This is a genomic window from Streptomyces doebereineriae (genome assembly GCF_031845645.1).
GTDB classification, from domain to species: Bacteria; Actinomycetota; Actinomycetes; order Streptomycetales; family Streptomycetaceae; genus Streptomyces; species Streptomyces canus.
This window is the reverse complement of record NZ_JAVREZ010000004.1, coordinates 496138-509368: the sequence shown is the minus strand read 5'-3', so window position 1 is coordinate 509368 and position 13231 is coordinate 496138. Positions and strand designations below refer to the sequence as shown.

The 13231-nt window shown below is 70.7% G+C and carries 14 protein-coding genes; 3 read left to right on the top strand and 11 right to left on the bottom strand.

The genetic code is table 11. The annotated features are described in order from the left end of the window. Positions 1-77: 77 nt before the first annotated feature. The 3 genes from RNB18_RS15220 to RNB18_RS15210 form a co-directional block, all read right to left on the bottom strand. A complete protein-coding gene (locus tag RNB18_RS15220) occupies positions 78-407 on the bottom strand; it encodes a hypothetical protein (protein ID WP_311714608.1) in 330 nt (109 codons plus the stop codon). Further along, positions 400-1047 carry a TetR/AcrR family transcriptional regulator gene (locus RNB18_RS15215; RefSeq protein ID WP_311714607.1) on the bottom strand — a complete coding sequence of 216 codons (648 nt, stop codon included), beginning with the start codon at positions 1045-1047 and terminating at the stop codon, positions 400-402. Before RNB18_RS15215 ends, RNB18_RS15220 begins: the two co-directional genes overlap by 8 nt. A 205-nt stretch (positions 1048-1252) precedes the next feature. Further along, on the bottom strand, positions 1253-2191 hold the full coding sequence (locus RNB18_RS15210; protein WP_311714606.1) for an AurF N-oxygenase family protein: 939 nt from the start codon (positions 2189-2191) through the stop codon (positions 1253-1255). A 90-nt stretch (positions 2192-2281) separates the two neighbouring features. Here RNB18_RS15210 and RNB18_RS15205 point away from each other — a divergent pair, with 90 nt between their 5' ends. Further along, positions 2282-3391, top strand: coding sequence for a ferritin-like domain-containing protein (locus RNB18_RS15205; protein WP_311714605.1), 1110 nt, complete (start codon positions 2282-2284; stop codon positions 3389-3391). 30 nt (positions 3392-3421) lie between these two features. Next, a complete protein-coding gene (locus tag RNB18_RS15200; protein WP_311714604.1) occupies positions 3422-4264 on the top strand; it encodes a hypothetical protein in 843 nt (280 codons plus the stop codon). Here the strand turns inward: RNB18_RS15200 and RNB18_RS15195 are convergent. The 7 genes from RNB18_RS15195 to RNB18_RS15165 form a co-directional block, all read right to left on the bottom strand. Next, positions 4261-4770, bottom strand: a complete 510-nt coding sequence (locus RNB18_RS15195; protein ID WP_311714603.1) for a DUF3291 domain-containing protein — start codon at positions 4768-4770, stop codon at positions 4261-4263. The two genes, RNB18_RS15200 and RNB18_RS15195, sit on opposite strands and share 4 nt — an antisense overlap. A gap of 45 nt (positions 4771-4815) precedes the next feature. Continuing rightward, on the bottom strand, positions 4816-6279 hold the full coding sequence (locus RNB18_RS15190) for a penicillin-binding transpeptidase domain-containing protein (RefSeq protein ID WP_311714772.1): 1464 nt from the start codon (positions 6277-6279) through the stop codon (positions 4816-4818). 17 nt (positions 6280-6296) lie between these two features. Then, the gene (locus RNB18_RS15185; protein ID WP_311714602.1) at positions 6297-7658 is read right to left on the bottom strand and encodes an FtsW/RodA/SpoVE family cell cycle protein; all 1362 of its coding nucleotides are present in this window, start codon (positions 7656-7658) and stop codon (positions 6297-6299) included. Positions 7659-7708: 50 nt separating this feature from the next. Further along, positions 7709-8278, bottom strand: coding sequence for an SH3 domain-containing protein (locus RNB18_RS15180; protein ID WP_311714601.1), 570 nt, complete (start codon positions 8276-8278; stop codon positions 7709-7711). A gap of 108 nt (positions 8279-8386) precedes the next feature. After that, complete coding sequence (locus RNB18_RS15175) at positions 8387-9622, bottom strand: HAMP domain-containing sensor histidine kinase (RefSeq protein ID WP_311714600.1); 1236 nt, start codon at positions 9620-9622, stop codon at positions 8387-8389. Beyond that, the gene (locus RNB18_RS15170; RefSeq protein WP_311714599.1) at positions 9619-10350 is read right to left on the bottom strand and encodes a hypothetical protein; all 732 of its coding nucleotides are present in this window, start codon (positions 10348-10350) and stop codon (positions 9619-9621) included. The genes RNB18_RS15175 and RNB18_RS15170 overlap by 4 nt, the downstream gene beginning before the upstream one ends. Positions 10351-10469: 119 nt before the next feature. Next, positions 10470-10976 (bottom strand): protein-tyrosine phosphatase family protein, encoded by a 507-nt coding sequence (locus RNB18_RS15165; RefSeq protein WP_311714598.1) that lies wholly within the window; start codon positions 10974-10976, stop codon positions 10470-10472. Between the two features lie 120 nt (positions 10977-11096). Here RNB18_RS15165 and RNB18_RS15160 point away from each other — a divergent pair, with 120 nt between their 5' ends. Then, a complete protein-coding gene (locus RNB18_RS15160) occupies positions 11097-11900 on the top strand; it encodes a nuclease-related domain-containing protein (protein ID WP_311714597.1) in 804 nt (267 codons plus the stop codon). On the opposite strand, the gene RNB18_RS15155 is transcribed toward RNB18_RS15160, so the two are convergent. After that, the gene (locus RNB18_RS15155) at positions 11897-13174 is read right to left on the bottom strand and encodes a vanadium-dependent haloperoxidase (protein ID WP_311714596.1); all 1278 of its coding nucleotides are present in this window, start codon (positions 13172-13174) and stop codon (positions 11897-11899) included. The genes RNB18_RS15160 and RNB18_RS15155 overlap by 4 nt on opposite strands. Between the last annotated feature and the right edge of the window lie 57 nt (positions 13175-13231).

The following is a 13231-nucleotide window of genomic DNA, read 5'->3' as shown; positions in this document are numbered from 1 at the left end:
CCCCTCTGTTCCGCACGGTGAGCATCAGGCGGCGTCGGCGTCCTCGCGCGCCGGGTGGGCGGTTCGGCGCAACGTCGTCACCCTTCGGTGTCAGCCGGTCCGTCGTCCGGCCTGTCGTTCGGCCTGTCGGGCTTGGACCAGGGCCACTTCATCCTGCCCACCCCTTTTTCACCTTCGGCGGCGTACTCGTACTTCCACCCCTTCTGGATCCCCATCCTGGAGTGGCCCCTGGGCACGAGGCGGTAGACCAGCACGGTGGGCGGGCCGCCGGCCGTGTCGGGGACGGGGATGCGGTATGTCTTCGGCGGCCGGCCCGTAGGGCCCAGCAGTACGGGCAGCACCCGGCCGTCCATGGGGCCGCCCTCGAAGGGGGTGTCCTCGCTCTTCACCGCACCAGTGTCAGCCATCCGCCGCGAGGGCCGTGACCAGCGCGGCGGTCTGCGGGTCGCGGTTCGCGGTCACGGAGAGCACGGCGACGAACTGCTCGACCAGCCAGTCGCGCAGCTCCTCGACCGGGGGCTGCTTGCCCTCGTCGAGCCAGATCAGCGAGGCCGCCTCCACCGCGGTGATCCACATCCGTACGGTCATGCGCAGCCGCAGGCCGGGTCCGGTGACGCCGAGGTGGCTGAGGATGTGCTCGGCGGCGGCCCGTCGTACGCCATCGACGATGGCGGTGGTCCGGGACGTCTCGACCACGCTGCCGCCCTGGAGGAGTGCGCTGAAACCGGCGTCGTGCTCGTCGACGAAGGCGAGGTAGCGGTCGAGGGCACGGGAGAGGCGGATGAGCAGGGGCCCCTCCCGGGGCTCGTCGAAGCACTGCTCCAGCTCATCGGCGGCGGAGCGGAGGGCGGCCTCGTAGAGCTGCTGCTTGCCGCCCGGGAAGTACCGGTAGACGAGGGGACGGGAGACTCCGGCCGCTTCCGCCACGTCGTCGAGGGAGATGTCCTCGGGGGCGCGGTGCGCGAAGAGAGTGAGGGCGGCTTCGAGAAGCTGGCTGCGTCGCTCCTCGACGCTGAGGCGGCGATAGGCGGGCGCGGCAGGGGTCATGCCTCGAAGGGTAGTCGGCCGTCCGCGGGTACGTCGTGGCTGGTCGCGCCCCGCGGCGGAGCCGCTGATGTCACAGCCCCGCGCCCCTAACAGGTGGGTGCTGCGAGGCACGTCTGACTGCACCCACCCAGGGGCGCGGGGCTGTGTCGATATGCGGCTCCGCCGCGTGGGCGCGACCAGCCCCCACCGGGCCCGCACCTGACCATCAGGCCAGCAGCCCCGATGACCTCCACAGCCGTCGCCCCACACCCCGCAGCACCCCGATGTCGTCCAGGAAGTCGGTCAACCGCTTCGCGCCGGTCTGCATGACCTCACGCCGGTGCCCACTCGCCTTCACCTGCGCCAACGCCTCCCGCTGGTCAAGGCCCACATTCGTGTACACCTCCGGATTCACGAACGCCACGGAGAACACCCGCGCGAACTCCCCGGACGTCACCCGAGTGAACTCCTGCGACCACCGCGGAGCGGAGACCATCTGCCGCCGCAGCTCCTCCCGGGCGTAGCGCACATGGCGCGCCTCCTCCACCACATGGATCCGCGTCACGCCCCTGATCAGCGGCTGCACCCGCTCGTCCGGGAAGGTCAGCCGCTGCATCCAGTCGAGGATCTCCTCACCCAGCAGCGTCGCCGTGAAGGATCCCGGCGTCGTGGAGATGGTCTTGAACAGCCGGCCCAGCTGCTGATGGCCCCGGCTCACCGGGTACCAGGGCGTCCCGCCCCGCGAGATCAGCCGCGCGAACATCTTGGAGTGCCGGCACTCGTCCTCGATCTCGGTGAGCGCGTACCGCACATGCGCACTCGTCGCCGCCTTGTCGTAGATGTGACGGCACAGCAGCTGCATGAGGATGATCTCGAACCAGATCCCCAGCGAGGCCAGCGCCGCGGCCTCGTGCTGCGAGAGCAGGATCCGCTGTTCCTCGCTCATCCGCCGCCACATCGGGGTGTCGTACAGCGAGACCAGCTCCGGCGGCCAGAACCACTTGCCCTCCTCGAAGGGCGCGTCCCAGTCCAGTTCCTCGTCCGGGTCGAAGGAGTGCTTCCTGGAGGAGTCGAGCAGCCGCTCGGCGACCTGCTCCCGGTCCTTGAGCAGACCGAGCGCGTCACGCAGCCCTTCGAGCGCGTCGACTTCTGTCAGACTCGTCATGGCTCTTATGAGACTGCTTGTCAGCAAGCTCGTCAATCCCTTGCGCATGACTTGTTGACCCGGCGTCTACAAAGCGGCAGCCTGCGGAACATGCCGACTTTCGACCTGTACACCACGGACCCCGGGGACCCCCACTGGCAGGTACCGGCGACGGGTGCGGCCCGCTTCGCCTGGGAGTACGACGACGGACGCGACCGCCTGCTGGCCCTCTACCAGAAGGGCAAGGACAAGCAGTGGGACGGGCAGAAGCGCATCGACTGGAGCCTCGAGGTCGACCCGTACGACCCGCTCGGCACCCCCGACGAATCCATCTCCGTCTACGGCACCAAGTACTGGGCGAAGTTCACCGACCAGGACAAGGGAGAGCTCCGCAAGCACCTCGCCTCCTGGCAGTTCAGCCAGTTCCTGCACGGCGAGCAGGGCGCGATGGTGTGCGCCGCGCGGATCGTGGAGTCCGTCCCCGACCTCGACGCCAAGCTCTACTCGGCGACCCAGGTGATGGACGAGGCGCGGCACGCGGAGATCTACGGCCGTTTCCTGCACGAGAAGATCGGGATGCTGTACCCGATCAACGACAACCTCCAGTCCCTGCTGGGCGACACGCTCAGGGACTCGCGCTGGGACATGCCCTACCTCGGCATGCAGGTCCTCATCGAGGGCCTGGCGCTGGCCGCCTTCGGCATGATCCGCGACACCACCGACAAGCCCCTCCCCAAGCAGATCCTCGCGTACGTCATGCAGGACGAGGCCCGTCACGTGGCCTTCGGCCGCATGGCGCTGCGCGACTACTACAAGCAGCTCTCCGACGCCGAACTCCGCGAACGCGAGGAGTTCGTCATCGAGGGCTGCTACCTGATGCGTGACCGGCTGCGCGGAGTCGAGGTCCTGGAGAACTTCGGCATCCCGAGGGCGGAGGCCGAGGAATACGCCGAACGGTCCGAATTCCTCGCCCTCTTCCGCCAGTTGCTCTTCTCCCGGATCGTCCCCTGCGTCAAGGACATCGGCCTGTGGGGCAAACGCCTCCAGCAGGCCTACGCCGACATGGGGGTGTTCGAGATGGGCAACTCCAACCTCGACCTCCTCATGGCCCAGGACGAGGAGATCGCGGAGAAGCTGGACGCCGAAAGGTTCGCGGCCGAGGAGCGGGAGCGGATCACCGAGGTGGCGGAGGCCATCGAGGCGGGCTCCACCGAGGAGTGACGCATCATTTGCGTGCAGTAATGTGCTGACGTGTCCACGCCTATGCCGCCCCAACCTCCCTACGGGGCGCAGAATCCCTACGCGCCCCAGAACCCCTACGGTCAGCAGCCCCCACAGGGTCCCTACGCCCCCGGCCCCTACGGCCAACCGCAGCCGCAGCCGCCGTACGGAAACCCGTACCCGCAGCAGCCCGCGGGTTACGGCTGGGGCATGCCCCCGATGGCCCCGCCGCCCCGGCCGAAGCGGCGGCTCGGGCTCGTGTTCGGCATTCTTGGTGGATTCCTCGCCGTGAGCGTAGTGGGGTACGCGATGAACGGCTCGAAGCTGGCAGGCGGCGGCTTCCCGGAGGCCAAGTACCGGCTCTCCCTCCCCAAGACACTGGTGGACAACCGCTACCAACTCATGCGGGACATCTCCGACTCCGAAGGCAAGGAGCTCGAGGACGAGGCTGCCGGCAGCTGGGATGCCAAGCTCGGGGGTGTCGCGGCAGGGCACTACAGCCCCGGCGGTGACGAGGCGAAGGGCACGCTTGTGGTGACGGGTATCTACGGCCGGTTCAAGGACCCCGACTGGACCCGGAACGACATGATGAAGGGCGGTGGGGAGGGAGCAGGCACGGAAGTGGTCGTGGCTCCGAAGGACTTCCACCCGGCCGGCTCCGGCGGGATCACGATCACCTGCGAGGTCAGCACTCGGACCGAAAGCGGCGTGAAGGTGACGCTCCCGATCTGTGGCTGGGTGGATGCCAACACGTTGGGATCGGTGGTCGAGGCGAGGACCACCGCGACCACCGACGACCCGTCGGACGTGGACCTGGGCAAGCTGGCGGCGACCACCCTCCAGATCCGCTCGGAGATGCGGAAGCCGATCTAGGCCGGGCAGCCCAGATCGTCCGGGATCTCCAGAGCCGTGACCGGCTCCGCCCCCTGCGGCGGGTACGACGTGCGGAGGGTGAAGGCGTACGGGGTCGGGCCGTTGGCGCGCAGGTGCAGCAGGCGGGACTCCGCCTCGGCGACCGTGGGGCGATGGCCGGCCGGGACCCACCACAGGGCCACCATCGCCTCCTGGACCCGCTCGAAGAACTCCCTGCGGCGGGCGAGCATCTCGCGGTGCCGGCCCTGGTACATGTACGCCGTCAGCGCGTTGGTGTCCCGCCACACCGACATGTTGATGATCAGCCACTCGTCGCCGAAGACGGCGATGTCCGTCGCGTCGCCGGACTCGTCCTCCAGTCGCCAGACGAAACCGTCGGCGCTGTCGGCGTCGGCGTTCACGGGATCGAGGTTGTCGACGAAGGCCTTCAACTGCGGGGAGTCCAGCGGGGCTTTGAGACGGCCGATGTTCACCTGGGCGAGTTGGTACACGGTGGCTTCAGTCATGTACCGAACGTTAGGTCGGTAGCCCGGCGGGACTCAACCCCCATCTCAATACCTGGAGTTGAGCACCGCCTTCATCACCGCCCGCGCGATCGGCGCCGCCACCCCGCCCCCGGTGATGTCCCCCCGGACGGCCGACGCGTCCTCCACCACGACGGCCACCGCGACCTTCGGCTCCATGTCCCGCTCGCCCTGCGCCCACGACACGAACCAGGCGTACGGGGTCCCGGAGTTGCCGATGCCGTGCTGGGCGGTGCCGGTCTTGCCGCCGACGACGGCGCCGGGGATGGCGGCGTTGGTGCCGGTGCCCTCCGTGACCACCTGGGCCATGAGCTCCTTCAGCCGTGCGGCCGTCGCCGGGTACATCGCCTGCCGTACCGGGCGCGAGCCCGCCGTCGCCACCGTGTCCCCGTCGTCCGTCGTGGTCCGCTCCACCAGATAGGGCGTGCGGATCTGCCCGCCGTTGGCGACCGCCGCCGAGACCATCGCCATCTGGAGCGGGGTCGCGCGGGTGTTGTACTGGCCGATCGACGACAGGGCCAGCTGAGCCTTGTCGACGGTCGGGTCGAAGGTGCTTCGGGCCACCGAGAAGGGGATCCGCAGCGAGTGGTCGTTGAAGCCGAAGGCGTGCGCGGTCGCCGTCATGTCACGCGCCCCCACCTTCACCCCGAGTTTCGCGAACACCGTGTTGCACGACCACCGGAAGGCCTCGCGCAGGGACAGGTCCTCGCAGCCCTCGGACTCGTTGGTGAGGGAGGTGGTGGTGCCGGGCAGGGTGTACGGCTCCGGCGAGTCGGTCGGCGCGTCCACGTCCTTGATGACACCCGCGTCCAGGGCGGCCGCCGCGGTGACCACCTTGAACGTGGAACCCGGCGGATAGGTCTGCCGTACCGCCCGGTTGAGCATGGGCTTGTCCACGTCCGCGTTGAGCCGGGCCCAGGCCCGGCCCACCCGCGGGTCGTTCCCGGACAGCGCCGCGGGGTCGTACGAAGGGGAGGACGCCAGCGCGAGCACGCGGCCCGTCGCCGGCTCCACCGCCGCCACCGCGCCCTTGCGCCCGCCGAGTCCGTGGAAGGCCGCCTTCTGCGCGGCCCTGTTGAGCGTGGTGACGACGTTCCCGCCCGGGTTGCGTCTGCGCGTGAAGTCGTTCCACAGCGGGAACGGCGTCAGCAGCGGGTCCGAGCCGGAGAGGACCGAGTCCTCGGTGTGCTCCAGGAAGGACGTCCCGTACTCCTGCGAGGCGAAGCCGGTGACCGGCGCGTACAACGGCCCGTCCGTGTACGTCCGTTCGTAGCGCAGCTGCTCCCCGGTGTCCCGGGACCCGGTGACCGGCCGCCCGCCGACCAGGATGTCGCCGCGCTCCCGGCCGTAACGGGCGATGGTCTCGCGGCGGTTGGCCGGGTTCTCGCCGTGGGCGCGGGCCTGGACGACCTGGACGCGGGCGGCGTTGACGAGGAGTGCCATGAGCAGCAGGGCGCAGAAGCAGGCGGCGTGCCGGATGTAACGGGCCATGCCGGGGCCTCGCGTCGTCACGGGTTCTCCTTTCCGTCGTACTGGTGGCGGGCCGAGTCGCTCACCCGGATCAGCAGAGCGACGATCGCCCAGTTGGTGACGACCGACGAGCCGCCCTGCGCGAGGAACGGCATCGCCATGCCGGTCAGCGGGATCAGTCCGCCGACCCCGCCCGCGATCACGAATACCTGGAGCGCCACGATCGAGGCGAGTCCGATCGCCAGCAGCCGCCCGAACGGGTCGCGCAGGGCGAGGCCCGCCCGGTAGCCGCGCTCCACCAGCAGGGCGTACAGCAGGAAGATCGCGGCGAGGCCCGCCAGGCCCAGCTCCTCGCCGGCGGTCGCCAGGATGAAGTCCGACTTCGTGGCGAAGCCGATCAGGATGGAGTGGCCGAGCCCGAGCCCGGTGCCGAGGACCCCGCCCGCTGCGAAGGCGAACAGGGATTGCGCGAGCTGGTTCGGCCCCTGGCCCGCCTCGATCGATGCGAAGGGGTGCAGCCAGTCCTGCACTCTGATGTGCACATGCGGCTCCAGCCAGCCCACGGCGACGGCGCCGACGGCGGCCAGCAGCAGTCCCAGCGCGATCCAGCCGGTGAGTCCGGTGGCGACGTACAGCAGAACGACGAACAGTCCGAAGAACAGCAGCGAGGTGCCGAGGTCCCGCTCCAGGACCAGGACGCCGACGCTGATCAGCCAGATGGTGAGCAGTGGGCCCAGCACGCGGCCGGTGGGCAGCTGAAGCCCCCACAGCCGCCGCCCCGCGAACGCCAGCGCGTTCCGGTTGGTCGCGAGATACGCGGCGAAGAACACCGCCAGCAGCACCTTGGCGAACTCGCCCGGCTGGATGGAGAACCCGGCGATCCGGATCCAGATGCGGGCGCCGTTCACGGAGGGGAAGAGGATCGGGAGGGTCAGCAGGACCAGTGCGGCGGCGACACAGACGTAGGCGTACCGCTGGAGCACGCGGTGGTCGCGCAGCATCAGCACGACCACGATGAACAGGGTCACCCCGACCGTGGACCACACGAGCTGGGTGGGGGCGGCGCGGTCGCCGGGTGTCTCCAGGTCGAGCCGGTAGATCAGGACGAGGCCCAGGCCGTTGAGCAGTACGCCGATCGGCAGCAGAAGCGGATCGGCGTACGACGCCCTCAGGCGCACCGCTCCGTGGGCGATGAGCGCGAGCACGCCGAGCCCGGCGCCGTAACCGGCGGCGCCGGGCGGGACGGAGCCGTTCTTGGCGAGGCCGACAGCGCAGTAGCCGTACACCGACAGCAGGACGGCGAGGACGATGAGGGCCAGTTCGATGCCACGGCGCCGGGGCAGGCGTACCGAGGGAGCGGAGGTCTCCGCGGGGGCCACGGTGGTTCCGACCTTGGTCATGTCCGGAACTTACCCAAATAGGACGTGATGTCTCCTAGCGTGCGGGGATGTCAGCACCAGCGTGGCGCCGTTCCGATGGTCCGGATGTAACGGGCCGGGCCCCAGGCCCAGGTGCCGTCCGTGAGGAGGTACCACTGGCGGTTGCCCTGGACGCTCTGGCCGTTGGTCTTGCAGAAGATCGAGACGACCTCGCCCCGGTCGGCCCACCGGATGATCTGGCCGCCCCGGTTCGGCGCACTGCGCAACGCCAGCGAACTGGCCGTCACGACGCCTCTGGACAGACGGGGGTTGTGGTTCTGGTTCTGACCCTGGCCCTGGTTCTGCGTCTGGCCTTGGCCTTGGCCCTGGCCCTGGTTCTGGCCCTGGCCCTGGTTCTGGCCTTGGCCCTGGTTCTGCGTCTGGCCTTGGCCCTGGCCCTGGTTCTGGCCTTGGCCCTGGTTCTGCGTCTGGCCCTGGCCCTGGCCTTGGCCCTGGCCCTGCGGCTGGTCCTGGGTCTGGTTCTGTCCCCAGTCGTCGCGCGGGTCGTCCGGGTCGTCACCGGCGACGGCGGGCGTGGCGAGGGCGGCCACGGCGAGGGTGCCGGCGGCCACGGCTATGGAGAGACGGGAGCGCAGGGACATGGGGGGACCTCCGTGATGGGGGTGCAAACCTGACTATTCGCCACGTTAGGAGCCCCACACACAGGTCGCCTTTCACACTGAGCCATAGGAGAACCGGCCCAGGGCCGTCTACCGCAAGAACAACGTCGCGACCGCCCCGCCGTTCACCGCGTTGGAAAACGAGAGGCGCGCTCCCAGCACCTCCGCCTGCCCCACCGCGATGGTCAACCCCAGGCCGTGCCCCTTCGACCCGCCCTCGGTACGGAACCGCTGCGGCCCGTGCTCGATGAGATACGGCGGAAAGCCGTCCCCGTGGTCCCGAACGGTGACCACCGGCCCGTCCACCGTGAGAGACACCGGTCCCCTGCCGTGCCGGTGCGCGTTGGCCACCAGATTGCCCAGCACCCGCTCCAGCCGCCGCCGATCCGTCTCCACGGCGAGATCCCGCACGACGACGACCTCGGTGTCGGTACCGGACGCACGGACCACCCGCGCGGCCAACGCCCCCAAGGGCTCGGTGTCCAGCTCCAGGGTCTCCCGCCCGGTGTCCAGCCGGGAGATCTCCAGCAGATCCTCCGTCAGGGTCCGCAACGCCCCCACCCGATCCCGTACCAGTTCCGTGGGCCGCCCCGGCGGCAACAACTCGGCGGCCGCGTGCAGCCCGGTCAGAGGCGTCCGCAGCTCATGCGCCACATCCGCCGTGAACCGCTGCTCGCTCAGCAGCTTCCCCTGCAGGGACACCGCCATGGAGTCCAGCGCCACGGCCACCGCGGCCACCTCGTCCTGCGGCCGTGACGGATCCTTCGTACGGGGATCGTCGACCCGCGCGTCGAGGTCGCCCGCGCTGATCCGCCGGGCCACCCGAGCGGTCGTGTGCAGCCGCGTCGTCACCCTGGTGACCGCGAAGGCGCCCACCAGCAGCGTCGCCGTGATCGCCAGCGCCGACGACCACAGGATCGCCCGGTCCAGCCCCGCGATCGTCCGCGCGCCCTGCGAGTAGTCGACCTCCACGGCCAGCGCCCGGTCCCCGTCCACCGGCCCCGCCGCCCACATCACCGGGCGCCCGCGGTGCTCGCCGACCATCGTGCCGCGGTCCCCGGCCACCGCCAGCGTCCGCAGCGAGCCCGGCAGGTCCGGCGGATCCACGCCGGCGTCCCACATCAGCGTGTCCCCGGCCTCATACGCCTCGGTCGCGTCCTTCAGCCGGCTCAGCGCCAGCTCACGGGCCTCGCCGACGGTCTGGTTCGTCACCGAGACATGCACGAGGACTCCGAGCAGCGCGGCGAGGGCGCAGCACATCACGGTGATGAAGACGGCGGCCTTCACGGCCAGCGTGCCGGACCAGCGTGGCAGCGCGAGTCTCATCGCGAGCTCGCGGACGGGCCGGGCGCCGGGCTCTGCGCATCCCCGAGGGAACGGCTGCCGGTGCGCAGCATCTCGTCGTGGGTGAGGAGCATCGACTTCTGCTGCGGGTCCCAGGTCCACTGGAGCCGGTACTCGTATCCGGCCACCTCGGACGGCGAACGGATGATCACGGACCGACCGGCCAGCTCGACCCCGCTGACCGCGTCCTCCCAGTGCATGACCCGCACGAGCCGGTGCTTCTCGACGGTGTAGACGCGTACGGCGGTGACATTGCCGGGCAGCTGCCGAAAGCCCAGCGTCAGGTCTTTGCGCCCGTCACCGGTCAGGTCGCGGTAGTACGGCTGGAGGACCGGACACCTCTTCCCGGCCGCTCCCGTCTTCCCGCAGTCCGCCATCCGGCGGGCCGTCTCGACGTAGCCCGCGTTGGCGTAACTGCTGGAGTCCTCCTTGATCTCCGCGCGTACGAGCGCGACCGGGTCCACCTCGCGGATGTCGTCGCCGGGCACGGAGACGCCCGCCACGACCTGCGAGTCCACCTCGCCGATCTCGAACGCCGGGCTGGAGGCGGGCGTCAGCTGCGGCCACAGCCGGTCGGGGCTGATCGCGGTCGGTGTCGAGCCCGCGCCCACCAGGTCGCCCGCGTCGCCGCAGCCCGACGCGGCCGCGAGCAGCAGGGCGGCGACGGCGACGGCGCGGGTCGTACGGGGTGCGCGGCGGGCGGGTGGCACTGTGCTCCTGGGGTCGGGGCCGGGCCGTGCGTCGGAGGCGTATCTCGGAAGCGTGCGTCGGCCCGACCACCTTATTCGTGTGGAAGTCCTCTTTGCGTTCCGGCGGCCTCCGGGCCGCCCTACTCGGTCAGCTCCTCCAGCAGCCGGGCCGTCGGGAGGCCGGCCCGGAGGTACTCGACGAACAGTTCGTTGTGCAGCGCCCACGGCGAGCGCCGGCCGCGGATCAGCCGGATCGCCTCGTCGGCCGTATGCCCCCTGCGGACCAGGGCGTGTGCCACGACCAGGCCCGAGCGGTTGTAACCGTGGTAACAGCGGACGAGGACTTTGCGGCCCTCGTCCAGCGCGTCGCTCGCGGCCTGTGCCAGACGCATCACTCCCGCGAGCTGGGTCCCGTCCAGCGGGCCGTCCGGAATCGGCCACACATGGTGCTCGACGCCGGGATCGGGACCGTGGCCCGGAAGCCGCAGCAGCGTCTGCACGACCTCGAACTCGTCCCGTACGACGGCGAACTCCCGTTGTCCGGACAGGCCCTGGAACTCATGCCCACCCATCCACAGCCCGGGCACGATCTCGTCCCACGCTCTGTCCGGAGCCGGTACATCGGGTTGCTTCCTGCGGGTCCGCAACAGCGCCTCCCCAAGCCCCTGCGCCAAGCCCTGCAACTCACGGCAACTCACCCCAAAGGTATCCGGCTTCTTGCCTGCGCAGCACCCCGCCTGTTCCCATGGTCCATGGGGTGATGGTGCATGAGCGGACTGCGCGTCGTACCGACCTGGCGCCATGGTCAGGAGCGGCTGTACGTCTGCCTCACGGACGGCAGGAACATCGCCTGGTACGACCGTGAGGCGGCCCGGATCAATCTGCTGAGCGAGGACCGCAGGGAGGATGTGCTCGATGTCCTCGGGCCCTTCCTGACCGGCCCGGTGGCCGTGGGCCCGCCCCCGGTGCCGACGCCCGCCGAACTGGCCCGGCTCACCCTCCACCCGGACGACGACCTGGCGCCCAACCGGCCCGGCGAGGCCCTCCAGATCGCCCTGGACCGGGATCCCGGCTCCCCGCACCTGATCCGCCGCGACCCCCGTCGGCGCGCGCTGGAGGCGGAACAGACCGTGGGTGAGGCGCTGGACGGCCTCGACGGCATGGGCTGGCACACCCTGCACTCCGTCCCGCTGCCCGGCGGCGACCGTGTCCACCATCTGGTGATCGGTCCCGCCGGACTGTTCGCCGTGCACGCGCTGTACGCCCGCAGGCAGCGGGTCACGGTCGCCGACCCGATGGTCGCCTTCGGCCGCCGCGACCCACAGCCGCTGCTGCGCCGTGTCCGCGCCGACGCCGACCGGGCCTCCTACGCCCTGACGGCCGAGGTCCACCCGGTCCTCGCCCTCGTCGGCCCCGCGGCCGTGACGGTCACCCTCCCGCCCCGCGGGGTCCGCGTCCTCGCGGCCACGGACCTCGAAGGCCTCGCCCGCCTCGGCGGGGTGCTCAAACCGGCGGACGTGGAGGCCCTGCACGCGATGGCACGGGACCGGCACACCTGGACGAAGGTCTAGCGCAGGGTCCCGAAGTAGTGGGCCATGGCCCAGGCGCCGATACGGCCACCGGTCCTGACTGCCACCACGTCACTGCTGCGGAAGTGGACCCCGACCCACACCCGGGCGTCGACCACGTCCCGGTTGTACGCCGCCGCGTCGGCGTACGTCCGGGTCGTGCCGGTCACCGCGGACGAGATCCGGAAGTCGACGTGCCCGCCGGTGAGGCGGTTCAGGACGCTCATCACGGCACCGTCGTTGATGTTGTGCCCGCTGACCCAGTCCGGGTACGGAGGGGTGTCGAGCAGCGGCTGCCAGGACGGGTCGGGCGTGGTGGCGGGGTTGCCGTCACTGTCCGCGAGCCGGATCGCCGTGATCGGACGCCACTGGCCGTACGTCAGCTTGGCGTTCCACGCTGTGATGGCCGCATCGGCCGTCGCCGTGCCGGTCGCGGCGAACAGCCGTGCCGCGTCGACGAGATCGAGTCCGTGCCGTGCGACGTAGCCGCGGTACGCGGCCTGGAACTGCACCGGCAGCACGTCGGAGAAGAACCGCGCGGTCTCGGTCTGCGCCGGGGTCCGGCGGACGCTGTTCTTCGCTCCGATCGCCTTCACCTCGGCGAAGTCCCGGGTGTAGGTCTTCGACGCGAGGGCCGGCGGCGGCCCCGGCAGGAACCGGTCCGGCGAGTCGAGCAGCATCGGGCGCACCTTGCCGAGCCAGGGGACGGCGAAGGGCGCGTTCGCCGGCGGGGTGGGCCGCCAGACGCCGGGGGCGGGCGGCTTGTCGTACGTCACCCGGGCGTCGCGGCCGTCGTTCTCGCGCAGCCGCACGATCCGCGCGGCGGCGCGCTCCCCGAAGCGGACGCCCTGCTTCTCGGCCCTGCCGTCGGGGACCCTCGCCAGGGACGCGGTGTAGGCGGCGTCGAGGCGGGCCTGCGAGGCCGGGAAGTAGGTCAGCAGAACGCGGTGGGCGGCCGCTGCGGCGGCGGCCTCCGAGGAGGCATGACGAGGGCCGCGTTCATGCCACTTGTACGGGGTGTACCGGCCCTCGATGCCGACGACCGCGTTGTAGACGGCGGCGTCGACGAAGCCGTAGTAGAGGAACTGCTCCGCGGCCGGTTTCTTGGCGTCGGTGTGGACGGTGGCGACGGCGGTCTCGCTCCAGTCGAGGATCACCTGGGCGCCGGTCCGCTGCTGCGGGGCGGCCGTGGCGGCGGTCCAGGGTGTGGTGCCGAGGGCGAGGGCGACGAGGCCGGCGAGGAGCCCTAAGGCATGCTGTGTCGCTTTCGTGGTCATGGGGTGGTCCCCCTTCGGGCGGTTGTGTTGAGCCCAAGGGTGGCCCCATGCCCGGGC